The sequence below is a fragment of the Cellvibrio sp. ARAG 10.3 genome (assembly GCF_051846955.1).
Taxonomy (GTDB): domain Bacteria; phylum Pseudomonadota; class Gammaproteobacteria; order Pseudomonadales; family Cellvibrionaceae; genus Cellvibrio.
Window position 1 is genome coordinate 77,796 of record NZ_JBPYCU010000017.1, and the last position, 26,253, is coordinate 104,048.

Sequence of the window (26,253 nt, forward strand, 5' to 3'; positions counted from 1 at the left end):
GGTGTTATCCCTGTTTTACGTGAAGGAGGTCGGATCGGGTGTCCACATCAAAGGCGGCGTTTGGCAGGTGAACGGCGATGACATCATTGCCGTTCAACAAGCCTTTGGCGCCCCGGTCACCGCTCAGCTGCAACAGCCAGGGTTTGGCTGTTGCCGGAAAGATGGCCGGTACCCCGCGTATGCCGGCAAAGGCCGCGCAGATGACAGCATGTGGATTGGCTTTCCAGGTTGTTAGTAATTGTTGTAAATCGTCAGTGTCGATCAAAGGCTGGTCGCCCAGCAGTACCAGTACGGCATTCTCCGGCGGTAGTTGGCTTACGCCATAAGCCAGGGAGCAGCCCATCCCGGCCTGCCAGTCGGCGCAGTAAAGTATGTCCACATTATTACGTTGGCCTAGGTAGCCGAGAATATCCTGATGATAAGCGCCGGTTACCACGGCTAACCGTTCCAGCGGCAACTGGCCTGCCGTATCAAGAACTCGCTCTATCACCGGTTTACCCTGCCAATTCGCCAGGAGCTTGCAGCCTCCAAAACGAGAGGCGGCGCCCGCTGCCAGGATGAGCGCGTCCAGCTTCATGGTTAACCTGCCGCGTTAAACGTGCCCAGGTTCGGGCGTGGTCCGCTGATATCTTGCGCCGTATCGAGAGCATAAGCCTCGCTCAAGGCTGCCGCAGTGCTGCCGTGGATGACCGCATGACATTCCGCGAGGACTGACAACGCAATACTTTCCGGCAGGTCGCCGCCCAATGCCAGCCCCATAGGCCCCGCAACCGGCACGGGAAGTTGGTGTTCACTCATCGCCGCTGCCGCAAGCACCTCGCGCTTGCGTTGGGCCGGTCCGAGCAAGCCGATGTAACTGGCGCCACTGCCGCTCAGTCCTCGCAGGGCTGCCGCATCCAGGACGACGTTGTGATGCGCAACGATGATGCCATCGACATGTTGCAGCAAGGCTGCATCAAGGTCGGTAACACTCGCCTGTAACAACTCCACCCCGGTGGGGAAGGTGTCGCGACGTTGATGCGACAGGCGCTGATCTGCCAGGGTCACTCGCCAGCCCATAGCAAGGGCCAACTCGCACAAAGGAACCATATCGATGCCGCTGCCGAGGATTAACAGGTGGGGTAAGGGGTTGATCAGCGTAACCAGGTGGTTATCAATAATCTTGCCGGCCTGGCGTTGGTAAAACGCCTTGGGGCAGGGGGCGACAACGGCGGCATCCTGATCGACGCCCAGTTGGTAACGGCACGCCTGTTGCGCCCGCAAATGCTCAAAGACCTGATCCAGGGCCAGGAAATGGTTACCGCCATGACAGGGATGGAGGAGGATCTCGGCAGCGCCGCCGCAGCCAATGCCAAGGCGCCAGGCTAGGCTGCCTTCATCGGTAGCGTCGTAGGTAACACGTCGGCTTTTTTCCAGTGCAATGACCTTGCGCGCTTGCAGTAACAAATCCCCTTCCAGGCAGCCGCCACTCAGCAGCCCCAGTTGATGGCCGGCATCCGACAGCAGCATCAGCGCGCCACTCTTGCGATAAACCGAACCTCGGGTATTGATAACCGCCCCTAGCACCCAGTGGTGCTCGTGTTTCAGCGGAAACCATTGGGCGAGTGCGTGGTAAAAACTGGTGGCCATAAGGACAGTCCTGCGTCTGGTTAAGCCTGCTTAGGGTTGTTATAGCGCCAGAAGGAGGCTTACGTTCGCATGGGACTTGGGCAGGGGAAAGGGGGTTTACATTTCTTTTATTTGTTTAAAAGAAATACAGGAAATTTTAATGCGCAGAGGAGGTCATTCGATGTAACAGGTGCCATCAGCAAAGAGAGGCATGAATGATATTCAATACCCCATTAAAGCAAAACGGGAAATCTTTCGATTTCCCGCTTGGAGGGCAGCACGACAAAGGTGCCAGTGGCATTCAAATGGGGTGCTTCCGTGCCCATATCCAACTTCGCTTGCTATCCCATCCTGTGCCTAGTCAGTATTTCCGCTTTATTGTGTCTTGTTATATTTCTTGTCTTCTAGCGCTGGTTTTATCTAATTAGTCTTGTTGTTATTAGTAATATCTCTGTTTTTATTATTTGTTGTTGTTATTAGTCAGTTTTCAGTTTCTTATTGTTTGTTGTTTTTATTAGCGTTTTTCAGTTTTTTATTGTTTGTTGTTGTTATTAGTTTGTCGCTTTTTTCTTATTGTTTGTTGTTATGGCTGCGTATAGAGCATGTCTTGTGCCAATGTTGGTTTTTCTTTGTTTTTCAATGACTTAACTTTTTAGGAGAACCACTTATTCAGTTTGGTTATTTCCGTAGGTTACAGATTTAAGGGAATGTTGTTACGATTCCGTTGTCCGGTAACAATATCCCGTCGGTAACAGGCTCGTGACCCGGGGTAACGATCTTGTCGCGCAACGCGGCCAGCTGGCGCCCTACTCAGCAAGAGTGTCACCGGGCGAGAGTGTCACCGGGAGAAAAGAGTGGGACAACGTGAACAGCCTGTACCGGTCGCATAGGGCGACCGGGAATGAGCAAGCAGGGACAAGCAGGAAAGGGAAACGGTGATTATTTAAGAATATGAGCGGTAGACTTGTTGCGTGGAATGCCGAGGCGCTGGCGCCGTTCCCACAGGCATTTACGGCTGACGCCCAGCTTGCGCGCCAGTTCGGTTTCACTCATGGTGTCCTGGTGTTCAAGGACAAAGCGTTGGAAATAATCTTCAAGCGATAAGTCTTCTGCCGGGTCCTGCGGACCTTTATGCGGCGCGCGGCCATTACGTGCCGTGGCGCGATGCTCCCCAAAGGTGGGTTCCTCTTCCTCATCAAAACGAACCAGGTCCAGATCGATGGACAGCAGTTCATGTCCTATCTCTTTTTCATCCTCACACAGGATCACCGCCCGCTGCATGGCATTTTCCAGCTCGCGCACGTTACCGGGCCAGGTGTAGGTGGTGATGGCCTGGATAGCCTCCGGTGACAGACGTAACAAAGGCTTGCCGAACTGGGCGCAGTAACGTTGCAGAAGGGATTCGGCGATATTGATGATGTCCTTGCCGCGCTCACGCAGAGGGGGCAGTTCCAGTTGCACCACGTTGATCCGAAAATACAGGTCTTCGCGGAATTTACCTTCCTTCGCCAGCTTGCGCAGGTCGCGGTGGGTAGCGGCAATCAGGCGGACATCCACCTTGCGCGATTCCACCGAGCCTAGTGGTCGCACTTCACCTTCCTGTAACACCCGTAACAAACGTGCCTGGGCTTCCAGGGGCAGTTCGCCAATTTCATCCAGAAACAGGGTGCCGCCATCGGCGGCGGCGACCAGCCCTTCACGGGTGCTGGCGGCGCCGGTAAAAGCGCCTTTTTCGTGGCCGAACAGCTCGGATTCAATCAGGGTTTCGGGGATGGCGGCGCAGTTGACCGAGATCATCAGGTGATCCCTGCGCTGGCTTTCTTCGTGGAGGGCGCGGGCGACCAGCTCTTTACCGGTTCCCGTTTCACCGTGGATCAGTACAGTAGCGGCGGTCGGGGCGACTTTATGGATGCGGTTGTAGAGGTCCTGCATCACATCGCTGCTGCCGATCATGCCGGCGATGGCGTGGCTGGCAGTCTGCGGCACGACGCCGTTGACACGACTGTTCGCCTTGGCTTTGCCGATAACCCGCTTGACCGCTGTGACCATCTCATCGTGGTCAAAGGGTTTGGCGATGTAATCCACCGCGCCCATGCGCATGGAGTCCACCGCTGAGCGCAGGCTGGCGTAGCTGGTCATGATGAGTACAGGAATCTCGCCGGCAAGCTTGATCAGGTCGGTACCCGGCGCGCCGGGGAGGCGCAGGTCACTGATGATCAGGTCGTAATCCTTGAGTTGGTAACGAGTGGTAGCTTCCTTAACCGAGGGGGCTTCATCAACGTCGTATTGGTTGCGCTCCAGCAGTTTGCGCAGCGCGGTACGAATGATGGTTTCGTCTTCAACAATCAGGATTTTGCTCATAGGTCTTTTGTCGCTTAAGTAAACCGTACCCGGTTGAGTATGGGGCTTATCCTACATCAAAACGGTAACACTTCCACTGGGAAGTGTGTAGGAAATGCACTTTTCGGGTGAAATAGATACGCATCCATGCGCGCTAACAGGGCAATACTGGTTACCTACAATACCGAGTCGATATGGCGCGGCAGCTTGATGGTGAAGCGCGCGCCGCGATTATGCACTGTATCTGCGGGGCTGATGATATCCAGGTAGCCGCCGTGGTCGTCGACAATGCTGTACACCATCGCCAGGCCCAGGCCGGTGCCTTCACCGGGTTCCTTGGTAGTGAAAAAGGGTTCAAAGATCTGTTCGATGTGTTCGGGCGCAATGCCGGACCCTTCATCGGTAACAGAAAAGATAATGCTGTATTCGTCTTCGCTGCTCTCCAGGGTAACGCGGCCCTGTTCGGGGCTGGCATCCCGCGCATTGGAGAGCAGGTTGATAAACACCTGGATAATTCGCTGGGTGTCACCCGCCACAATCGCATTGGCTGCGATATCGTTACTGAACAACACCTGGTTCTTGTCTTTTTGCAGAGAAAGCAACTGGATGGCTTCGTTGGCGCAGTCACGCAGAATAACCGCCTGGAAGTCGCTCTTTTTGTTGTGACCGGTGTGGGAGAATCCGACCAGGGACTGCACGATCCGGCTGACCCGGTCGGTTTGGCTGAGGATCTGCTCTGCCGTTTCCAATATTTCCGGGTTTTCAGACTCATAGCGCAGGTTCTGCGCCAGGCAGGCAATGCCGGTGATCGGGTTGCCGATCTCATGGGCGACGCCGGCGGCCAGTCTACCCACGGAGGCGAGGCGTTCGCTATGGACCAGTTCCTGTTCCAGCAATTGGGTCTCCGTCACGTCTTCCAGCAGGATCACCTGGTCATATACGCCGGCATTGATGGTCCCTTCAATGGCGGCCTTATGCAGGCTGACCCAATGAGGCCGGCCGTTCAGCTCGATTTCGCGCCGGTAATAATGGGTTTCGCTGCCGTTACAGAATTCTGTAAGCAAGCTGCGCCAGGGCTCCGCGATGTCATCCAGGCGTGAACCGGTGACTTCTTCGCCGGGCGTCTCGGTCAAGTCCGCCATGGCGCGGTTCCACATCAGGATTTCCATGTCGCGCCCCAGGGAGCAGACGGCCATGGGCAGCTCTTCCAGGGTTTTGCGGTGATACAGGCGCAGGTTGTTCAGCTCCGCCGCCATCCCGGTCAGGTGGTCGCGGTATTCGGACAGGCGATTTTCCATCAGGTTGATATCCACCGTATCCCGCGCTTCTGCCACCTGGTAGGGCAGGTGTTTATCCATAATTTCGCTGGCGACATGAATCCCCATCAGGCTGGAGAGATTGCCCTCGATCTGGTCGCGCAAACGACGTAAGGCGTAGGGGCGACGCTCGTTGATGCTCAGGTTCAGCTCGTTGAGCGCAATATCCACCTCGCGGCTGGCGGTCACCTTGCCCAAAGGTTTGGCAAGGCGGGTTTTGAATTCCAGGGCCGAATGCACATCCAGCGCCTGCCGTACGGGATGGCTGAGTTCGTCGGCGGCACACAGGTCAGCACTGTAATGTTCATCTTCTGTCTGGCGGGTAATCAGCGAGATGATGACAAATATCAGCGTATTTACCCCGAGGGATACCAGCGTCACATCGCTCCAGTGCTCAATACCGACGGGAATCACCACATCGGTAAAAGGCATGGTGAGGGCTTCGATATGCCATATCACCGGAGCCAGTAAGCCGCCCGCCCAGATCAGCGTGCCGGCAGCCAGCCCGGCGAGCATGCCGCGCCGGTTACCCTTGGTCCAGAACATGATGGCGAAGGTGCCGGGCAGGAACTGCAGGGTTTCGATAAAGGCTAGTAAGGCAAGGTTAGTCAGGCTGTAGCGATTATCGAGAATCCAGTAAAACAGATAGCCGCCCAGGAAGATGGCGCCGATCAGGATACGACGCAACCACAGCAATTGGCGGTAGATGTCATGGCGCGCACGCAGGCGGAAGGTCGGTAACAACCAGTGGTTCATCACCATGGTTGCCAGGGCCAGGGTGATGATGATCATCGCGCCAGTAGCGGCGGACAGACCGCCGAGGAAGGCTAATACCGTCAGCCCCGGCGAGTTAAACAGAATGGGCACGCCCAGGGTGAAGTATTGCGCGGGCAAGGGCACTGCCAGTTCAAACCCGGCCCATAAAATCGGGAATACCGGTAACGCCATCAACAACAGGAACAGCGGAAACGCCCAGGTGACTGTGTGGGAATTGCGCATCAGCGGGTTTTCCGCGAGCCCCAGGTGGAAGATGTGTGGCATGGTGACTGCCGTGGCGATAAACACCAGTAGCAGGGTGTGCGCCGAACCATCGCGGATCGGTGTGTGCAGTAACGCGATATTCTCCGGGTGATCGGCGAGCCATTCATCCAGCCCACCCAAGCCGCCGAAGATGCCGTACACCGCCACCAATCCTACGGCGCAGAGCGCGCACACTTTCAGTAACGACTCAAAGGCCATGGCGGTAATCAAGCCGCGATGCTGCTCGCGGTTGGAGCCGAACAGTATGGTAAACAGCGCGAGGATCACGCAGTAACACAGTGCCATCAAATCCTTGAAGGTCAGCCCGGTGCCTTGTAAGGGGAGCGACGGATTGCCGCTGACGGTGAGGATGTGCATGGTGTCTGCAATGGCCTGGATCTGCAGCGCCATCAGCGGCAGGATGCCGAGCAACATACACAGCGTCGTCAGGGCGCCCACGGCGTGACTGTGATAGCGGAACACCAGCAAGTCGGCGAGGGAGTGCACCTGATGCCGCCGCGCCAACTCCGCGAGGGGCGCCAGTGCGACAGGCGCAAACAGGAACAATGCCCCAGTGCCCAGGTAATAGGCGAGGGCGCCGTAGCCGTAGGAAAAGGCCAGGTCAATCACGCCATAAAACGCCCAGGCGCTGGCAAAGATACCGAGGGACAAAATATAGGTGATGGGATGCGAGGTAATGGCATCCGGAATCCAGCCGCGCTCGGTGATCCAGGCGATGCCGAACAGAAGCAGAAGATAACTGATGCCGATCAGGGCAACATGGCTTAATTCAAACGTCATGGTGGTCGATTCTTTTTGTAAGCTTTTTCAGTGTGTGTATAACTTTTCATTACCCGGGTCGATGGTCCGGGGTGTCGCAGTTAATCCTGCAAATGGCGCCGGCTGATGGACGGCTTTTTGCGCATCTGGATCACAAACGCAATGACGATGACCAGTGCCCAGATAATGTAAGGCCGGTACCAGGCGCCTTCCGGGTTGATGATCCAGGTAAACAAGGTGGGCGAGAAAATATAGGCAATCAGCAACAGCAAGATGACAAGGCGTTGATTGGTCATGGTGAAGTTCCTGTGTTGCCGATGTGTGTGGTGCCAGCGTCGCTGGTCAATTATCCGCCGAGCGATTGTCGGGTTGAAGGTTGCGGCTGTCCCAGTGGACCTTGCCCCATTCCAGAACCTCGAGTGCGCTGGCATTTTGTAATACAAGAGGTGGATTCTGCCCTAAAAACTGCAGTGCATGCCATAAATTGTTGCCAGCTTTCGCGTTGTCGAGCGGCGGAGCCAGATTTTGTTTGCTCAGCTTCTGCCCCTGCGCATTGAGCACCAGCGGTACATGCCCAAAGGCGGGAACTGCAGCGCCCAATAGTCGGAAGAAGAAAATCTGGCGGGCGGTTACCTCTAGCAGGTCATTACCGCGAATAATATGCGTCACCTGCTGCGCGATATCGTCCACGACCACCGCTAACTGGTACGCAAATAAATCATCCTTGCGCTTCAGGATTTGATCGCCCGCAGCGCGGCGCAGGTTTTGCTGTTGCTCACCCTGAAGCAAATCGGTAAAGCGCACCTCGCTTTCCAGTGCGGCGTAAGCCGGCGGTAAATCGTATAGCTTCAGGCGCCAGGCGTGCGGCTGATTCAGGTCGATTATCCTTTGTCGACAGCGACCATTGTAGATACCGCCCATGGCGTGCAGATCCTGCCGCGTACAGTCGCAGGCGTATACCAGCTCCTCGCGGCGTAATGCGTCCAGCACAGCTTCATAGGCACTTAACCGTTGGCTTTGATAAAGCACTGCACCATCCCACTGTAACTGGTGCGCCTCAAGGCAACGCAAGATGGCGTCTGCGGCACCGGTCTGTTCGCGCGGCGGGTCCAGGTCTTCCATACGCACCAGCCAAGTGCCGTTGTGATGTTGCGCGTGCAGATAACTCGCCAGCGCACTGACCAGCGAACCGAAATGTAAGGGGCCGGTGGGAGATGGTGCAAAACGCCCGATATAAGGCCGGGGAGGGTGAAGCGGAGACAGGGCGGCGAGTGACTTGATCATAGGGCCAGAATGCAGAAGGGAGCCCGCAGGCTCCCTTATTCTCGCGCAGCAGCTTAGCCGCCGATTTGTTTCTCTTTGATTTCGTCCAGGGTTTTGCAGTCTACACACAGCGTGGCGGTGGGACGTGCTTCCAGACGACGGATACCGATCTCGACACCGCAGGCATTACAAAAGCCGTAGTCGTCGTTTTCGATCAGTTCCATGGTGCTGTCGATCTTCTTGATCAGCTTGCGCTCGCGGTCGCGGGTGCGCAGCTCCAGGCTGAACTCTTCTTCCTGGCTGGCGCGGTCGGCGGGGTCAGGAAAGTTGGCTGCTTCATCTTTCATGTGGCTCATGGTGCGATCCACTTCTTCCATGAGTTCCATCTTCCAATTCATCAGCAACTGCTTGAAGTGTTCCTTTTGATTGGCGTTCATATACTCTTCGCCTTTCTTCTCTTTATAAGGAACAAAAGGGCGTAAAGCGAAGGTTTCGGTATTCGTTGAGCTTTTCGGCATGATTTTGGCGCCTCGTCTAACTTCCTCAATCCAGCAGATATACGGCACTGGTGCCGCTCAAGCCTGTTGCTGCCGAGGGCTCGCGGTCATACAGCAACCGTCCCGGGCAAGCACACAGATTTTTAAGGGGAGGCAAGCTACCAGATAACAAAACTTGGTGCCAGCACTTTTTGGTGGGGCCTTGCAAGACTCCCCGGCCAACCCTTGAAAGATAAAATATAGCCGTTAATTGACCATCTGGCGGTTCGTTTTGTTGCAGTTTTGCGACCTGCGTCGGGTTAATGAAGGAAGTGTTAAGCGATTCGAAACCCTCGGCAAAGCGATGTTATCCTCTCCGGCCCGACAGCTACACAACGCTAATACACGGAGAGCCTTGTTCATGTTGCTACCGACCCAGGCTGAATTGCCGTCCTGGCAAACTGCAGAACTGCTGAAACGCTACAAACGTTTTATGGTGGATGTCCGCCTTGCCGACGGCCATGTCATTACCTTGCACTGCCCCAACACCGGCTCCATGCGCAACTGCGTTCTGCCTGCTACCCCATGCTGGTATTCCACGTCCGATAATCCCAAACGCAAATACGCCCATACCCTTGAAGTGGTCACCACCCCTGGCGGGCACCTGGCCGGTGTGAACACCGGGCGCGCCAATCACCTGGTGCAACTGGCAATTACAGCGGGGGTTATTGAGGAGCTGCGCGGCTACACAACCGTGCGGCGCGAAGTGATTTACGGGGAAGAAAAGTCGCGGATTGATTTTTTGCTGGATGGCGCACCGCAGGATCCACGCCCCTGCTATGTAGAAGTCAAAAGTGTGACCTTGATGGAGGCGCCAGGGCAGGGCTTGTTTCCCGATGCCATCAGTGATCGCGGCAGCAAACATTTGCGCGAGCTGATGGCCATGGTGCAACAGGGATATCGTGCGGTGTTGCTATTTTGCGTGCAGCATACCGGCATTGAATGGGTGGAACCGGCTGATGGGATAGATCCGGTTTATGGCAAACACCTGCGCGATGCCATCGCCATGGGGGTGGAGGTGATTGCCTACCAGGCGAGCATCAACCCTGTTGCGGCTGACATCACCCTGGTAAAAAAAATACCGGTACGGACTGAATAAATTACTCATCTTGCAGCAGATAACCCCGATCACGCAGATAACCGATCACACTCGCTACACACGCCTCTGGTGATACCTGGTCGGTGCGCAGGTGAATCTCCGGTGCTGATGGCGGCTCGTAAGCAGAGTCGATGCCGGTAAAGTCTGCGATGTATCCGGCCCGCGCTTTGCGATAGAGACCCTTGGGGTCGCGTGTTTCGCAAACAGCCAGCGGCGCATCGACAAACACTTCGATAAATTCTCCCGGTGCAAATGCACGCCGAACCTCGTCGCGCATGCTGCGCAGAGGTGAGATGGTGGCGGTTAGCACCATCAGGCCCGACTCGGTAAATATTTTGGCCGCCGCCCCAATGCGACGAATATTTTCCCGCCGGTCAGTAATCGAAAACCCCAGGTCCTGGCACAGCGTTGTGCGCACCTTATCGCCATCCAATGAAAAGGTATGACAGCCCGCGGCAAATAACGCCCGCTCGGTCAGGGTGGCCAGAGTGGACTTTCCCGCGCCGCTCAGGCCGGTAAACCAGAGCACGCAGGGGCGTTGATGTTTTTGTTGCGAGCGTTCCTGTTGGGTAAGTGGCTGCATAAATTGAATGTGTAGTGAGGTGTAATGTTTATTTGGCGGTGAATGTGCTGACAATAATATATCGACGCGCCAGGCGGTGAAGTGTAGCGCAGCTTGCGTCACCTGTGCGCTGGTGTTTGCCTGCGTTTGTAATTTCAGAATTTTCATCTAGGGTTAAAAAAGCTGATCCCGGTCGGATCGCGTTGGTTAACATATTTATTTAGGGAGCCCACGGACGTGTTATGGAAATAACAGCCGCATGTAGTTCAAATGACCTTGATAGCCCGCCGGTGATTTCCTGCGCGAAGCTGCCCTGCCATGTTGACTTGCCGGCGTTGCAGGATGAGCTTGCCCGGCTGCTTGAAGCGACCGGGGTAGCCTGGGTTGATCACGTCAATCGCAAGGATTATTCCGGTGGTTGGGATGTGTTGCCGTTGCGTTGCTCGCATGAGCATCTCGATGCACATCCAATTTTGCAGGGCTTTTCTATCGCGGCCGGTGACCACTGGCAAGACTTGCCGGTGCTAGCGACATGCCCCGCGATAAGCGCAATTCTCCAGCGCCTGCAGTGCCCATTAAAATCTGTACGCCTGATGCGCCTGAAAGCCGGTGCCGAAATTAAACCCCATCGCGATTACGGCTTGAGCCTGGAATATGGCGAAGCGCGCTTGCACCTTTCGTTGCAAACCTCAAACCAGATTCACTTTTATGTTAACCACCAGCGCGTTCCCATGAACGCGGGCGAGCTTTGGTATATCAATGCCGACCAGGAACATGCGGTGCAAAATCGGGGGAGCGAAGATCGTATCAACCTGGTGATCGACTGTGTGGCTGATAATTGGTTGCGTGAACAGGTCACGCCGGGATGGCCACAAGATATGGAGCATCAGGTTGCATGAGTATCCTGGCCGCTTATCGGGAATTGATTTGCTCGCCGGCACAACTGGCGCAGTGCCAACAAGCCACCACCGTTGAACAATTTCTGCAACAGCTCAAATCGCTATGGCGTCAGGAAGCATTGACGGATGATCAGTTGCTGAGAGCGTTGGCTGCCTGTAATCAGCAAATACATGATGTTGAGCTTACAGCCTTGAGTGCCCATTGGCTGCCATATCGTTACCAGAAAAAAGTCCGCAGTATTGATTGGTGTTTGCCTCTGGGGCATGCCACTGAACCTTTTCATGACCAATACATTGGGCGTTGTCGCGGGCAATTGCTGAACCAGTTGATTACACCAAAGACTTCATTGGAGTCTTTGATGGATGGTCAGATCATTACCGCGCCGTTACAGCCGGCGGGCTTTATTTTTCACTTATCGCGCTGTGGTTCTACCTTGGTCTCGGGCTGCCTTGCCGAGCTGGATAACACCTGTGTGTTATCTGAATCTCCTTTGCTGACAGAGTTGATGCTCGATGATTCTCTCAATGAAAAAATAAAACAACATCTACTGCCGCAACTCATCCATTTACAGGCCATAACGTCGTCAAGCCGACGCAAGGTTATTATCAAATGGAACGCCTGGGATATGTTTTTCTGGTCACAGATTCGTGCACTCTATCCCCAGGTTCCGGTGCTATTTCTGGTGCGTAATCCGGTAGAAATCCTGGCCTCACATCAACGCTCCGCCGGGCGACATATGGCAGGAGATCAATCCCTGATGGTTATCCAACCTATTCGCGCTGTCGCCAACGGCACCAGTCTTGGTGAATTTCGTGAAGGTGTATTGCGATCACTGCTCGACGCAATGAATACCTATAAAAATAGCAGCGGTGTGTGGACGGTAGACTATGCAAGTTTAACGGTGAGCAAAATGTTTGAAGTGGCTGAGTATTTTAATTTGGGGATTGGTGAGGATACACGGACCAGAGTAGTGACGCGTATGAATTTTCATTCCAAGGCGCCCGATCAGCCATTTCAATCTGACGGGCAAAATAAGCGGGATTTTTATCGTTCGCACGAATTTCCGATGCCGGGCGAGGAGGTGTTGTCGCTCTACCGTAATCTGGCTTATGTCGACTCTCTATCGCTGGCAGGGTTGTGCTGATGCTGGAAAGTTTTTCGCTGTTAGAAGACCTGAAGTACCGGCTTGCGACGCAAGAGGATGATGTATTTCTAGAACAACTTTTCCGGTATACGCGCGACGACCTCTATCAGCTACCGATGTCCAGAGAATTCATCGACAAACTGGTCGTCCAACAATATCAGTTGCAACAAGCCTCATATCGCCAGCAAGCACCGGATGCCAAAGTCTATGTGGTCGAGTCAAGGCAAACAGCGATTGGCAAGATCATGCTGCACTTCGATATTTCCTCTATTCATATTGTGGATTTTTCAATTCTGCCCGCCGAGCGGGGTCAGGGAATTGGAACGCGCGTGTTGCAGGCTGTACAGAATGTGGCCCGCCAACAAAAGTGCACCATCAGGCTTTCCGTAGATCGGATGAATATGCCAGCAAAGAAATTGTATCTGTCACAAGGCTTTGTGATTGCCGGGGCAGGCGAGACCCACGAAACGATGGTGTGGAATGTTGCCTGATGGTCGGCGCTGTTATGGCGTGTAATGCTATTTTTAGTTCGCAGGCGCTAAGCTGCTGGTTGAGTAAGGTTTGCCATGCTGAATCTGCCAAAAAAATGGCGAATGATGCTGGTGACAAGCGCAATCATTCAGGCTCGTCAAATTAAAGTTTTTGGCGGTTTGTGAGGCTGGAACTTCCAGAATAATCTTCTACAGTTACAGCAAAAGCTTAAACAACGAGTTGGATTAGATAAAAACAGCATGACTGATTCAAGAAAAGACAATTAATGCGCTGAAAATCCCGTGATTAGCTGAAAAGTCCAGTCTCTTTTCACTTGATAAAGAGGCCGAGTATGCCCGCTTTTTATTCACCTGATGCCGGTTGGGGCAGGTCTTATCCACAAGGAGAAAATGTATGGCAGAACCTTATCTTGGGGAAATCAAATTATTTCCTTATCCATTTGCACCTAAAGGTTGGGCTTTGTGTCAGGGGCAGCTCTTGTCTATCGCACAGAACCAGGCTTTATTTGCATTAATCGGTGTGACTTATGGTGGTAACGGCACCACCACATTTGCTTTGCCTGATTTGCGCAGTCGCGTGCCGATGCATTCCGGAAATGGTCAGGTTCCCTTGGGGCAAATGGCTGGTATGGAAAATGTGACATTAACGCTAGCCAATTTACCTATGCATACACACATGATTTCAGCCACCAATACGGCCGGGATGACCCCGTCATTTGATGGCAGTGCAATCGCATCCAGCAATGTAAGTACAATTAACCTGTATGGCCCCGCCCAAGAAATGCAAACCTTAAGCCCGACCAATATTGGAAATACCGGAGGCTCCCAGCCGCACCCTAACAGTCAGCCGTCTCTGGTGATGAATTTTTGTATTGCGACCTCGGGTATTTTCCCGTCACGTAACTGATTAAGGAGAAATACTGTGGAACCATATGTTGGAGAAGTGCGTTTATTTGCCGGGAATTTTCCGCCGCGTAACTGGGCATTTTGTGACGGCAGGTTGTTGCCCATCAGCCAGAATGAAGTCTTGTTTACGGTAATAGGAACGACCTATGGCGGCGACGGACAGACAACCTTTGCATTGCCGGATTTGCGTGGACGGATTCCCTTGGGGCAAGGCCAGGGAACAGGATTATCACCTCGTGTTCTTGGCGAGTCCTTTGGGTCAGAAACCGTTACCTTACTGACAACGCAAATACCCGCGCACAACCACCTGTTCACAGCAAGCAAAACAGAAGCTGCATCGTTAAGTCCGACGGATGCTGTATTTGCTTCCAATGCAATAAATAACTTTTATGCTCCCAACCCAGGTGGTGTGGAACAGCAGGTATTGGACCCGCGCACGGTGGCGGCTGCAGGTGGCAGCCAGCCGCACGATAACATCATGCCCAGCACCGCTATTAACTACATTATTGCACTGTTCGGCATTTTCCCGAGCCAGAATTAAGGAGCCCAACCATGGACCAGTTTATTGGTGAGATTCGCGTTTTCCCTTACAACTTTGCACCGCGAGGTTGGGCATTATGTAATGGTCAGTTGATGGCTATATCCAGCAATACCGCCTTATTTTCTATCATAGGAACAGTCTATGGTGGCGATGGGAGAACAACCTTCGCCTTGCCTAATTTGATGGGGCGAGTAGTACCTGGGGTTGGGCGCGGGCCGGGACTTTCTCAATGGGACCTGGGCCAGGTCGAAGGAGAAAACCAGGTCACATTGCTGGAAACAGAAATGCCGGGACATAGCCATTTGCTAACTGCGTTGAACACTAATGGTGCTACGGGCACGCCCGACGAGAATTCATTCTTAGCAAAAGATGTGCGCGGTGGCGGTGGCACAGTTAACTATATGAATAACAGTCAGGGGCTCGTTCCCGATACCCTCATGTCACCCATGGCTGCTACGCCGAATGGTGGGAGTCAGGCTCATGAAAACCGCCAGCCTTATCTTACGCTCAATTTCTGTATTGCGGTGGATGGTATTTTTCCGCCGAGAAATTAGCTTGGAAAATGGCGAGAAGTAATTGGTGTTTAATACATAGGTATTGAAAATAGCACATACACAAGGATGTGTTTCAATGAAAACTGATTCTGGATAGATCTCTATAGATGTCAAAAAAATTTCATTTCATATCCGGCTTGCCTCGCTCGGGTTCAACATTGCTTGCAGGAATACTCAAGCAAAATCCCCGCTTTCATGCGGCAATGAGCAGCCCTGTCGCTGGCTTGGTCAACGGTATGCTTGAGCAGACCGGGGCCGGTAGCGAATTTTATACATTCTTTGACGAAGAAAAACGCAAACGCATGTGTAAAGCATTATTCGATGCTTATTACGATGATAAAACACAGTGCGATCTTATTTTTGATACCAATCGTTTGTGGACCGCACGTTTACATCAATTGGTGGAATTGTTTGATGACTTCAAGGTGATTTGTTGTGTGCGCAACCCCGCCTGGATTATGGATAGCTTTGAAGTCATCTACCGCAAAAATCCGTTCGACTACAGTCGCATGTTCAATGCCGGCAGTCGTCAGACGGTATACAGCCGTTGTGAATCACTGATTAATGCCGGAAGCACAGTTGGCAGTGCATGGACTGCATTGAAAGAAGCTTACTATGGTGAATATTCTGATCGATTATTGTTGGTTGATTATGATCTGCTAACACAACATCCCAACAAGACGCTGCAACTGATATACCGATTCATTGGCGAGCCAGAGTTTGATCATAACTTTAACGAAATTGAATACGAAGACAGTGAGTTTGACCAAAAACTCGGTGTGAAGGGATTGCATACCGTTCGAAAAAAAGTGGAATTCAGATCCCGGCGAAGCATCCTGCCCCCCGACCTGTTCAGTAAATATCAGGAAATGGATTTTTGGCAGGACACTAATGGAACGTCAGCCAACATCATTGCGGCCAAGTCAAAAAACATCACCCAGGAATAACATGATGCGTAAAACAATTCTCGGCAGTATGACCAGCCTTTTGCTTCCCCTTGCGGCCTATGGTGCGCCGTCGAGTTACGGCGCATATCAACGAAAGTTGACTGCCAGCGCAGTGAGCCATTCGGCTTTGCCAGTGAGTTCGCCTTTGTCCTGGCAGCGTCAGTCGCCAGCAGTTGTACAAGCGGATGAATTGTTTTTAACGCAGGGCACGCAAGCTCGCGAACTGGTCCTTGTCGACGCCAATGTGCAGGATAAACATTTGATCCTTAAGCAGGTGAAGCCTGGCATAGACATTGTCGAAATTAAAAACGCCGATGGCGGTGTTGAAGCCTTGGTTCAGGCCCTGAAGGGCTACAAAAACTTACATGCTGTGCATATTGTTGCTCACGCCGAAGCAGGGGTGATGTACCTTGGTGGCCACCAGATCGATAAACAAACTCTGCTGGAAAATATCCCGGGATTTGCAGCGATTAACCAAGCTGTTCGCGAAGGCGGTGATCTATTGCTTTATGGTTGCGATCTTGCTCAGGGCGAGGCAGGCGAAGACTTACTGGACGTTCTGAAACAGAATACGCATGTGGATGTGGCTGCGTCAGTAGATAAAACCGGCAATGAAATCCTGGGGGCTAACTGGGATCTGGAAATACGCAAAGGCGATATTGATACATTGGTTTTGTCCGAGTCGATTGCACTCAAAGATTTTTCAACTATATTAGCCGCTGCTGATGGCACGTATGACTTTAGTGGTTGGGCGGGAAACAATACTACAGAGCTCAGCACAACCGATTTCAGAATGACGGCAAGAGATGGCAGCAATATCATACGAAATGTTGGTATCTATGGAGGTAGCATCGGTTATATGGCGACCGGTGCGGGTAACGCCAACCATTATTTATATGTGCGAGCAGATGGAACCAATACCACGGCGTTCGAACTCACCGGGTTAAGTAGCGGTGAGGCCCTAGGATATATGCATAACTTTTCCAACATACGCATAGTCGGGATGGTTCAGGGCGGAGGAACGGTCAACTCTTCCACGATAGCTGGCACTGCTACATTTGATGAATCGTTTACGTTCGGAGGTGGTCAGCTCACCGCATTTTCCGGTGTCAAGTTGACCGGGTTTAAGCTTTATTTTGATTGCGGGACAAGTTGTGATCAGCTGGCTGATGTCGCGCTGTTTGAATTCAGAAATTTTACAATCCAGGGCGCTATTGATTCGTCTCCGCCTATCGTCACCGACGGCAACATCAGTATCAGCGGCTACTCTGGAATTGGTAACGCGTACAAAATTGGTGATACGGTAACAGCCACGTGGAACAACACTGCGGGTGGAGATAACAACAGTGATCCTCTCAGTTCCGTTACGGTCGACTTCACACAATTCGGTGGTGGTGCTGCCATCGCGGCGACCAATAGTGCAGGTACTTGGAGCGCGACTTACACCATTGTCTCCGGTGCCATTGATGCTACCAACCGCAACGTAAGCGTAACCGCCACTAATAGCAGCGGCAGTACTACTACAGCAGATACGACCAATGCGACCGTGGATAATGTCGCGCCTACTGTCACGGATCCGCGGATCAGTATTAGTGGCGCATCCGGTACCGGCGGTGCTTACAAAATTGGCGACACAGTTACCGCTACGTGGAACAACACTGCTGGTGGAGACAACAATTCTGATGCAGTTAGTGGCGTTACCGTTGACTTTAGCCAATTTGGTGGCGGTGCTGCCGTAGCGGCGACGAATAGCTCGGGCACCTGGACTGCAACTTACACAATTACGGCGGGAGCTATTGATGCAACCAATCGTAATGTCTCTGTCACTGCCACAGACAACGCTGGAAACACCACGACCACTGCGGACACGACAAATGCAACGGTCGACAGCGTCGCTCCTACCGTAACTGATGCCAACATCAGCATCTCCGGCGGCGGTACCGGGTCGGGCGGCACCTACATTATTGGCGATACAGTAACCGCAACCTGGAACAATACGGCTGGAGGCGATAACAACAGCGACTCCATCACCAATGTGACCTTTGATTTTTCTCAGTTTGGCGGCGGTGCAGCAGTAACTGCCACGAACAATGCGAACACCTGGACGGCCACTTACACGGTTGTTGCCGGTGTAATAGAAGCCGGTGGGCGTAATGTGTCAGTCACTGCAACGGACAACGCAGGCAATGCTACAACCAGAGCCGATACGTCCAACGCTGCCGTGGATAACGCAGCGCCGACGGTAGTGAGTGTCAGCGTTCCTGCCAATGCCACCTATATTGCCGGACAAAACCTCGATTTCACGGTGAACATTGCTGCCGGTAGTGACGTCGTTGTGAATACCACAGGCGGCACACCCCGTATCGCGCTGACTATTGGTGCAACTACCCGTTATGCGTCTTATATATCCGGTTCGGCGTCACCTTGGTTAACCTTCCGCTACACCGTTCAATCGGGCGACCTGGACGCCAATGGTATTGCGGTAGCGGGAGTGATCGAAGCCAACGGTGGCATATTGCAAGATGGCTCCGGCAACGATATGAACCTTACGCTCAACGCCGTCGGCAGTACCGCATCAGTCCTAGTGGATGCTGTGGCTCCGACAATTAGCAGCGTGTCAGTACCTGCGGCCGATACCTATTTGGTCGGGGAAACCCTGAGCTTCACGGTTAACACCACAGAAAACGTTACAGTGAACACCGGTGGCGGCACGCCTCACTTGCCATTGACCATCGGCGCTACAGCGCGTGAAGCAGTTTATGCCTCCGGCTCAACTACATCAGCCCTGGTCTTCAGTTACACCGTGCAGGCGGGCGACAACGACGGTGATGGTATAGCCATCGGTGCTTCTGCTGTTTTGGACGGCGGAACGATGCGCGATGCGGCTGGCAATGACTTGACGCTTACCCTGAATACGGTTGGTGATGCCTCTGGCGTGCTGGTAGATACCGCCGCGCCCACCCTGCAAACCCTCAGTCCGGCGGACGACTCTGCCACGGTCGCAGCCAACGCCAACTTTGTGATGGCCTTCAGCGAAGACATCACATTAGGTGCAGGCGATATCACCCTTTACGACTCGCTGAACGTCCCGGTCGCGGTCATTGATGTCACTTCCCACGGTGGTCAATTGAGCATCACGGGCAACGAGCTGACGATCAACCCGACAGCTGACCTGAGCGAGAGCACCAGCTATTACATTCAGGTGGACAATGGCGCGGTAACCGACCTGGTCGGCATCGCCTACGCGGGTATTGCGGATAGTACCTCCTGGAACTTCACTGTCGCTGATGTGACGCCACCGACGGTCACCTCGATCACCGTCGCCGGTTCACCCTCGGCCAGTGCGGAAGCCATCCAGTTCACCGTGACCTTTAATGAAGTGCCCGCGAATATTTCTGTGAGTGACTTTACGCTGACGCCGAGTGGCGCGGGGGTATCTGGCAATATTGCAAGCAACTCGCCGGTGAACCTGAATACCGTGACAGTCACGATCGACCAGATTACCGGCACCGGCACCCTGCGCCTGGATGTGAACGCCAATTCCGGCATCACCGATACCCTGGGCAACGGCAATGGCACTAACGGCTTTGTGCCCGCTTTTACCAGCGGCGACCTCCACACCGTGGACCGCGAAGCACCCGGTGTGCCCACCGGTCTATCACTGGATGCCGCATCGGATTCCGGTACGCCTGGAGACGCCGTTACCAACGACAATACGCCCACCATTAACGGTACGGCGGATGCCAATGTCACGATAGAGGTCAGTTCTGACGTGGACGGTGTGTTGGGTACCACCACCTCCGACGGTAGCGGCGCCTGGAGTTTCACACCCGGTGCAGCAATGACCGACGGCGCCCACAACCTGACCGCAACGGCGGCGGATACAGCGGGTAACGAGAGTGCCGCTTCCAGCGCACTGGCCATAGAGGTCGATACGGCACCGCCGACTGTGGGGATTGTCGTTGCAGACACCAACTTATTGGTGGGCGAAACCTCTTCGGTGACATTTACCTTTAGTGAAGCCATCTTGGGCTTCGCTAACGACGATCTCACCATTGGTAATGGCACCTTGACTAACGTCAGTTCGAGTGACGGTAACGTGACCTGGACCGCTACCCTGACCCCAGCGGCTGACACGGCCGCCGTCACCAATGTCATCAGCTTGAACCTGACCGGTGTGACGGATATTGCTGGCAATGCGGGCGCAGCGACCACGGATTCCAATAACTATGCGGTAGACACTCAGCGCCCGACGGCAACCATAGTGGTGGCAGATACGGAATTACTGGCTGGTGAAACCGCGCTGGTGACCATTACCTTTAGCGAGGCTGTGAGTGGCTTGGATGCGGCTGATATGGACGTGATCAACGGTAGCCTGGGCGCCTTTACGACAGGGGATAACATCACCTGGACGGCGACTTTTACACCAGATCCGGATATATACGAGCTGGATAATTTAATCAGTCTGGACAATACCGGCGTGGTCGACGCCGCTGGCAATACCGGAAGCGGTACAACTTTTTCCAACGAATTCACCATCAGAACCCAGGCGTTGACCCTGCTGGTAACCAGTAACCTCGACACCGGCGACGACGGAACCACCGCCGCTACTCTGATTGATGATGAAGCCGACGGTAACGGCCTGAGCTTGCGTGAAGCCTTGTTCTGGGCACGCAGCAACGGCGACACTATTACTTTTGATTTAGACGGCGGCACAGCAGGGAATCAGGGCGGTACCATTACCCTTAATGGCTCTGAACTCGCCGTTAATCACAACAACCTCATCATCGACGGTGACCTGGATGACGACGGCTCGCCAGATATCACTCTCTCCGGTAACAACGTCAGCCGAATCATACGGGTGGCTTCAGGCCGTACGGGTATCGAACTGATAGGGCTGACGTTGACCCAGGGGGGCGGTAATGGCGGCGGCGGAGGGCTTGCGCTCGAGGTCAACACCGATACGACGCTACGCGACTCTATGGTCACGGACAACCACGAATTGGGCTGGGGTGGTGGCGGTATCTATGGCTCCACGGTCACCTTGCGCATCATCAACAGCACCATCAGCGGGAATAGCAGTGACACGTTTGGTGGCGGTATCCGCTTGGTAGGCAATGGTGTACTACATCTGATCAATAGCACCGTGAGCAACAACACCACCACGGGTGCCGGAGGCCATGGCGCCGGTATCCAATATGCCGGTCCTGACTTGCTGGTCGTGAACTCGACCATCAGTGGCAATACAGCCTCTGGCTTGAGCAGCGTTGGTGGCGGACTTCGGATCAGCAGCGGTGCAGCAGCCATCTATAATTCCACCATTGTCGGTAACGCTGCGGCGGATAGCGGTGGCGGCGTATCGGCCAACGGCACAAATGATGTCTTTGTGAATACTGTGGTTGCGGGCAACACGGCGGGTGCGGGTGCAACGGCCAGCGGCAGCGGCTCGCCCCTGGCAACGGGTGGCTCAGCAAGCGATGTTATTGGCACGATAGAAGCAGCAACCAACAGCTACTTCGGTACCAGCGCGACCATCACGACTGACAATAACAGCCTCAACAACCAGGGTACTCTCGACCTGCTGCTCGGCGACCTCGCCGATAACGGCGGCAGTATCATGACTCACCGACCCATGGCTGGCAGCGCCTTATCCGATGCGGGCAGTAACCTTGCCTTACCCGCCGATACCTACGATCTGGATGGCGATGCCATTACAGCTGAGGCGCTACCGATAGACGCCGTAGGCTCTGCGCGCGTTGCCGGTGCGGCGGTGGATATCGGCGCAGTGGAAGGTAACCGCGCACCGGTACTTCTGGATTTGAGTGGTGGTAACACCTACATCGAAGATGGCGTCGCGGTGGTGATGGATAACGATGTCACCGTCACCGATGACGAACTGGATGAGCTGAACGGCGGCAACGGCAACTACAACGGCGCCTCTGTGACCATCGCGCGCAATGGCGGAGTGGAGGCTTCTGACACCTTCGGCTTTATGGATGGCAGCGGCATGAACCTGGTGGCAGGCGAGATCATCAAAAACGGTCAAGCCATCGCCACCTTTGATACGGCGACCGCTGGCCAGTTGGTGGTGACCTACACCGATGCCAATGGCGAGCTGCCGGAACGCTCCGACGTTAACGCCATGATGCAGCAGATCACCTACGCCACTACGTCGAACGATCCGGATGCCAGTGTAGTGCTGGACTGGACGTTTACGGACGAAGCCGGCGCGTCAGTGACCGAAACGGCGTCAGTCACCATCAGCCTGAAAAACGACGCACCGGTCGTAATGGCCACCGGCGGTACCCCGACCTTTACCGAAGGCGGCGCCGCAGTGGATCTGTTCAGTGCGGTCAGCATTAATCCGGTAGAAGCCGTGCAAAGCATCATCAGCCTGCAACTTACCGTGGCCGGTATTAACAATGGCAGTGATGAAATCCTGGCCATTGACGGCTCCGATGTCGTGCTGACCCAGGGCAACGCGCTGGTAACGGCCACCAATGCGCTGGATGTTTCAGTGGCTGTGGCGGGCACCACGGCGACCGTCACCCTGAGCCATGCCACCGGCATCACCGGCGTGGCGGCGCAGGCAGTCATTGATGGCCTGACCTATCGCAACACCAGCGAGAATCCGAATCCGCTCAGTCGCACCGTGACCCTGAGCAGCGTTCAGGATAACGGCGGGGTTGCGAATAGCGGTGCTGATACTGCCGCGCCTGCCATTGCAGCAACGGTAACCATTAGTGCGGTGAACAATGCACCGACCATCACTGGTACCCCGGCGACGGTTACTGACCAGAACGCGCTCTACAGCTTTACGCCGTCGGCGGCGGATGTTGATAGCGATACCCTGACCTTCAGCATCGCTAACCAGCCGGTCTGGACGAGCTTCGATACTGAAACCGGCACCTTGAGCGGTGTGCCATCACAAGCCAATGTGGGCATTACCAGCAATATCGTGATCACCGTCAGTGATGGCGTTGAGAGCTCCAACTTGCCAGCATTCAGCCTGACGGTTGTTGATGTGAACGATGCGCCGGTTATCAGCGGTATGCCCGCCACCAGCCTGGATCAGGATACGCCGTACCTCTTCACCCCGACTGCCAGCGATCTGGACGGTGACGACCTGACCTTCAGCGTTGCCAATCAACCGGCCTGGGCTAGCTTTGATCCGGCGACCGGCACCCTGGCTGGCACGCCCGACGTCGATGATGTTGGCCTCTACCCGAACATCATCATCACCGTCAGCGATGGTGCACTGACTGCTAACCTGCCGGGCTTTAGTATCGAAGTACTGGCAACCAACGTGGCACCGGAGATCAGCGGTACCCCGCCCTTGACTGCTTACGTGGGTGCCACCTACAGCTTTACGCCCACCGCATCTGACGCGGATGACGACGAACTGAGCTTCAGCGCGCTCGGCCTGCCGGGCTGGTTGACCCTGAATGCCGCGACCGGTCAGTTGAGCGGTACCCCGCGTGCGGCCGATGCGGATATGTCCTATAACATCGCCCTGTCTGTCAGCGACGGTATTGAGACGGTGACCCTGCCGGTCTTTACCCTGACTGTGGAATACGACGGTGCCGAACCGGTAGTCACACCGCCGGAAGACATCACCATCAACGCCATTGGTCTCTACACGCCCATCAGCCTGCGGCAATTGCTCAGCCTGCCGCCGGGCACCAGCCCAGCAGTGGTGCAACAAGCCCTGCGGGATCTGGCCAGTGACAGCACGGGTGGTGAGGATTGCTGTGTCACGCAGCCGCAAGGCTTGCTGGCTAACCTGATCCTGCTGCCGCCGGGCCGCCACGAGATTGTCTGGCGTGCGACCAATCCGGATGGCCTGACTGGCGAAGCGGTGCAGGTGGTGAACGTGCGTCCGCGTGTCGCCTTCGGCAAACACCAGGTCGCCGTGGAAAACACCAGCGTGCAGGTGCGGGTCATCCTCAATGGCCGCTCACCCTTCTATCCGTTGGAAGTGCCTTATGTCATCGACCCGGCGAGCACGGCGCTCCTGGGTATCGATCACGACGCAATGGACGGCAGCGTGACCTTTACTGAAGGCCAGACCGAGGTGTCTTTCACCGTGAACCTGCTGGCAGGCGGCACACCGGGCGATACCCGGTTGATCATTCGCCTGGATGACGACTCACCGCGCAGTAATGAGCCGATCCCGAATTACGACCCGGCCAACCCGGACATCCGGGATATCAATGCCGGTGCGGCGGATCATCACTTCATCAATATTATTGATGGCAATGTGATACCCAAGGTGAACCTGGTAATGAACCAGGCGGGGGCCGATACCATCCTGGTGGGTGCGGGCAGTGGTCCGGTGACCGCAACCGCCGTGGTGACTGACCCCAACCCGGGTGATACCCACAGCTTCAACTGGGCCGGTACCGACAGCCGCTTGAGTGACACCGACGGCAGTGCCACCAATAACACCTTTGTGTTTGATCCTGCCGGCCAGGCAGGGCTGCGCAAACTGGAGGTGGTTACCACCGATTCGGCAGGTGGGGTAGACACGAGTTACCTCTACTTCCTTGTCCTGCCTTCCTTGCCGGTGCTGGATGCGGGCACCGATACGGATGAAGACGGTATCGATGACCTCACTGAAGGCACATCGGATACCAATAGCAACGGTATCCCGGATTACCTGGACAATATGCCGTCCAGTAACGTCCTGCCGCAGGTCATCATCAGCACCACCTCGTACCTGATCGAGTGTGATCCCGGTGTGCTTTGCGGTATCGGCCAGTTTGCTCTGGGTGGTGGTTCCGGCGGTGTCCAGGTTCTTAACGATGAACTGGGCGTTACCGAAGGTCTGGTGGCCGATGAGGACTTTGAACCCGTGGGTGGTATCTTTGACTTCGTGATCCGGGACCTGCCCACAGCCGGCCAGAGCGTTCGCATTGTGATCCCGCAACAGGCGCCGATCCCGGCTAATGCGGTCTACCGTAAATTTATGGGCGGTGAGTGGGTGAACTTCGTCGAAAATGCTGATAACACCCTGCATTCCGCGCCTGGCAATCCCGGCTATTGTCCGCCACCAGGCGACGACACCTGGGCGCCGGGCCTGGTGGAAGGTTACCTGTGTGTGCAGTTGAACATCCAGGACGGCGGCCCCAACGACGCGGATGGTATCGTGAATTCCGCTATCGCTGATCCGGGCGCGGTGAGTTCCGCCAAACCGGTAGAGCCTCCACCGCCTCCGCCGCCACCACCGGCTACCTCCATCGACAGTGAAGGCAAGGGCGGCGGTGCATTGGATTGGACGTGGCTTTTATTCGGAGGAGTATTATTGGTGTTAAGACGTTATGGATCAAAAAAACCGGCGGTGTTACTGCTGGTAGTGGCGCTCTTCTCGGGCGCCAGCCAAGCCCAGCCGGAAGCAGGGGATACCTACCTGCGCCTGAATGTGTACCAGGCAGAAGGAGATCAAAGCGCGGGAGATTTCAGTAGAGCCATGGCCGGTGACGGCCTGGCAGTAAGCCTGCGCGATTACGATGAATCACGCGTTGCCTACCGGTTGAGTGTCGGCTATCAATGGACGGAAGCCACGTCGGTGGAGCTGGGCTACCTGGACCTCGGCGATGTCACCGTTAACTTTGATACCACCGCCACCGATATGGCGGCCCTCACGCGCGCGCTGGAAGAACACTATCCAATGAGCGCGGACGGCTTCACATTGTCACACCGCTTCGGTCACCACTTCACCTCCGGCCTGAGCCTGTCCGGTGAAGTCGGGATCTTTATGTGGGACGGCAAGATCGACGTCGACGGCGCCGCCATTGATCCCGATCTGGGCAGCGGTATAGACCCGCTATTGGGGGTGCAACTGGATTACCGCCTGGCTAAACCCGTCAGCATCGGCCTCGGCTACCAACGTATCTTCTTCGACGGACAAGCCGTAGACCTGGCCGGCCTCTCCGCCACCTGGCACTTTTAACCTGTCCCATTCGAATCTGTGGCGGCCCAGCCCACCACAGATTCGATTTCTCTGTCTTTTCCCGTTTGTCTTCCCCCTTTCCTTCATTTCTGTCTATCCTCCCCAAACCATCCATTCGTGAAGGAGGATCTATGTCCAGAATTGCCCTGATTACCGGCGCTTCATCCACCAACCTGGAGCCCCTTCGCCGTCAGCCGCGACATGTAACACCCCTTTTTCCGTAGATACCATCTCTCCGATACCACCACAAGCAACCCATCAGGCCGCTTGTGGTGAGTATGCTGTTTGATGCTT

Annotated in this window: 17 protein-coding genes; 9 read left to right on the top strand and 8 right to left on the bottom strand. The window is 54.8% G+C overall.

The window, feature by feature from the left end:
• Positions 1–4: 4 nt before the first annotated feature.
• The 7 genes from ACSV5M_RS17865 to dksA all read right to left on the bottom strand — a co-directional run bounded on the left by ACSV5M_RS17865 (position 5) and on the right by dksA (position 8,845).
• Positions 5–577: a nucleotidyltransferase family protein gene (locus ACSV5M_RS17865; protein ID WP_439177836.1), complete on the bottom strand. Its 573-nt coding sequence runs from the start codon at positions 575–577 to the stop codon at positions 5–7.
• Between the two features lie 2 nt (positions 578–579).
• Positions 580–1,629, bottom strand: coding sequence for an XdhC family protein (locus ACSV5M_RS17870; RefSeq protein WP_439177837.1), 1,050 nt, complete (start codon positions 1,627–1,629; stop codon positions 580–582).
• A gap of 918 nt (positions 1,630–2,547) precedes the next feature.
• A complete protein-coding gene (locus tag ACSV5M_RS17875) occupies positions 2,548–3,969 on the bottom strand; it encodes a sigma-54-dependent transcriptional regulator (RefSeq protein WP_439177839.1) in 1,422 nt (473 codons plus the stop codon).
• A 155-nt stretch (positions 3,970–4,124) separates the two neighbouring features.
• Positions 4,125–7,085: an ATP-binding protein gene (locus ACSV5M_RS17880; protein WP_439177840.1), complete on the bottom strand. Its 2,961-nt coding sequence runs from the start codon at positions 7,083–7,085 to the stop codon at positions 4,125–4,127.
• Positions 7,086–7,165: 80 nt separating this feature from the next.
• Positions 7,166–7,360 carry a hypothetical protein gene (locus ACSV5M_RS17885; RefSeq protein WP_439177841.1) on the bottom strand — a complete coding sequence of 65 codons (195 nt, stop codon included), beginning with the start codon at positions 7,358–7,360 and terminating at the stop codon, positions 7,166–7,168.
• A gap of 46 nt (positions 7,361–7,406) precedes the next feature.
• Positions 7,407–8,348 (bottom strand): tRNA glutamyl-Q(34) synthetase GluQRS, encoded by a 942-nt coding sequence (gene gluQRS, locus ACSV5M_RS17890; RefSeq protein ID WP_439177843.1) that lies wholly within the window; start codon positions 8,346–8,348, stop codon positions 7,407–7,409.
• A 53-nt stretch (positions 8,349–8,401) separates the two neighbouring features.
• A complete protein-coding gene (gene dksA, locus ACSV5M_RS17895; protein ID WP_087466688.1) occupies positions 8,402–8,845 on the bottom strand; it encodes an RNA polymerase-binding protein DksA in 444 nt (147 codons plus the stop codon).
• Positions 8,846–9,224: 379 nt separating this feature from the next.
• Between dksA and sfsA the strand changes: the two genes are divergently transcribed.
• Entirely contained in the window at positions 9,225–9,962 is a 738-nt protein-coding gene (sfsA, locus tag ACSV5M_RS17900) for a DNA/RNA nuclease SfsA (RefSeq protein ID WP_439177845.1), read from the top strand.
• A 1-nt stretch (position 9,963) separates the two neighbouring features.
• Here the strand turns inward: sfsA and cysC are convergent, their stop codons facing one another.
• Positions 9,964–10,692: an adenylyl-sulfate kinase gene (cysC, locus tag ACSV5M_RS17905; protein WP_439177847.1), complete on the bottom strand. Its 729-nt coding sequence runs from the start codon at positions 10,690–10,692 to the stop codon at positions 9,964–9,966.
• Positions 10,693–10,766: 74 nt separating this feature from the next.
• Between cysC and ACSV5M_RS17910 the strand changes: the two genes are divergently transcribed.
• The 8 genes from ACSV5M_RS17910 (at position 10,767) to ACSV5M_RS17945 (ending at position 25,959) form a co-directional block, all read left to right on the top strand.
• Positions 10,767–11,423, top strand: coding sequence for an aspartyl/asparaginyl beta-hydroxylase domain-containing protein (locus ACSV5M_RS17910; protein WP_439177848.1), 657 nt, complete (start codon positions 10,767–10,769; stop codon positions 11,421–11,423).
• The gene (locus ACSV5M_RS17915; protein WP_439177850.1) at positions 11,420–12,568 is read left to right on the top strand and encodes a sulfotransferase family protein; all 1,149 of its coding nucleotides are present in this window, start codon (positions 11,420–11,422) and stop codon (positions 12,566–12,568) included. Before ACSV5M_RS17910 ends, ACSV5M_RS17915 begins: the two co-directional genes overlap by 4 nt.
• A complete protein-coding gene (locus tag ACSV5M_RS17920) occupies positions 12,568–13,059 on the top strand; it encodes a GNAT family N-acetyltransferase (RefSeq protein WP_439177852.1) in 492 nt (163 codons plus the stop codon). Before ACSV5M_RS17915 ends, ACSV5M_RS17920 begins: the two co-directional genes overlap by 1 nt.
• Before the next feature lie 394 nt (positions 13,060–13,453).
• Positions 13,454–13,966 (top strand): phage tail protein, encoded by a 513-nt coding sequence (locus ACSV5M_RS17925; protein WP_439177853.1) that lies wholly within the window; start codon positions 13,454–13,456, stop codon positions 13,964–13,966.
• Positions 13,967–13,981: 15 nt separating this feature from the next.
• On the top strand, positions 13,982–14,506 hold the full coding sequence (locus ACSV5M_RS17930) for a phage tail protein (RefSeq protein ID WP_439177855.1): 525 nt from the start codon (positions 13,982–13,984) through the stop codon (positions 14,504–14,506).
• Positions 14,507–14,517: 11 nt separating this feature from the next.
• Entirely contained in the window at positions 14,518–15,060 is a 543-nt protein-coding gene (locus ACSV5M_RS17935) for a phage tail protein (RefSeq protein WP_439177856.1), read from the top strand.
• 107 nt (positions 15,061–15,167) lie between these two features.
• A complete protein-coding gene (locus ACSV5M_RS17940; protein WP_439177858.1) occupies positions 15,168–16,007 on the top strand; it encodes a sulfotransferase family protein in 840 nt (279 codons plus the stop codon).
• A 1-nt stretch (position 16,008) separates the two neighbouring features.
• The gene (locus tag ACSV5M_RS17945; protein WP_439177859.1) at positions 16,009–25,959 is read left to right on the top strand and encodes an Ig-like domain-containing protein; all 9,951 of its coding nucleotides are present in this window, start codon (positions 16,009–16,011) and stop codon (positions 25,957–25,959) included.
• Positions 25,960–26,253: the final 294 nt, after the last annotated feature.

Coding starts and splice junctions, on each gene's coding strand:
- ACSV5M_RS17865 (WP_439177836.1), bottom strand. CDS start 577: ATGAAGCTGGACGCGCTCATCCTGGCAGCGGGCGCCGCCTCTCGTTTT.
- ACSV5M_RS17870 (WP_439177837.1), bottom strand. CDS start 1,629: ATGGCCACCAGTTTTTACCACGCACTCGCCCAATGGTTTCCGCTGAAA.
- ACSV5M_RS17875 (WP_439177839.1), bottom strand. CDS start 3,969: ATGAGCAAAATCCTGATTGTTGAAGACGAAACCATCATTCGTACCGCG.
- ACSV5M_RS17880 (WP_439177840.1), bottom strand. CDS start 7,085: ATGACGTTTGAATTAAGCCATGTTGCCCTGATCGGCATCAGTTATCTT.
- ACSV5M_RS17885 (WP_439177841.1), bottom strand. CDS start 7,360: ATGACCAATCAACGCCTTGTCATCTTGCTGTTGCTGATTGCCTATATT.
- gluQRS (WP_439177843.1), bottom strand. CDS start 8,348: ATGATCAAGTCACTCGCCGCCCTGTCTCCGCTTCACCCTCCCCGGCCT.
- dksA (WP_087466688.1), bottom strand. CDS start 8,845: ATGCCGAAAAGCTCAACGAATACCGAAACCTTCGCTTTACGCCCTTTT.
- sfsA (WP_439177845.1), top strand. CDS start 9,225: ATGTTGCTACCGACCCAGGCTGAATTGCCGTCCTGGCAAACTGCAGAA.
- cysC (WP_439177847.1), bottom strand. CDS start 10,692: ATGAAAATTCTGAAATTACAAACGCAGGCAAACACCAGCGCACAGGTG.
- ACSV5M_RS17910 (WP_439177848.1), top strand. CDS start 10,767: ATGGAAATAACAGCCGCATGTAGTTCAAATGACCTTGATAGCCCGCCG.
- ACSV5M_RS17915 (WP_439177850.1), top strand. CDS start 11,420: ATGAGTATCCTGGCCGCTTATCGGGAATTGATTTGCTCGCCGGCACAA.
- ACSV5M_RS17920 (WP_439177852.1), top strand. CDS start 12,568: ATGCTGGAAAGTTTTTCGCTGTTAGAAGACCTGAAGTACCGGCTTGCG.
- ACSV5M_RS17925 (WP_439177853.1), top strand. CDS start 13,454: ATGGCAGAACCTTATCTTGGGGAAATCAAATTATTTCCTTATCCATTT.
- ACSV5M_RS17935 (WP_439177856.1), top strand. CDS start 14,518: ATGGACCAGTTTATTGGTGAGATTCGCGTTTTCCCTTACAACTTTGCA.
- ACSV5M_RS17940 (WP_439177858.1), top strand. CDS start 15,168: ATGTCAAAAAAATTTCATTTCATATCCGGCTTGCCTCGCTCGGGTTCA.
- ACSV5M_RS17945 (WP_439177859.1), top strand. CDS start 16,009: ATGATGCGTAAAACAATTCTCGGCAGTATGACCAGCCTTTTGCTTCCC.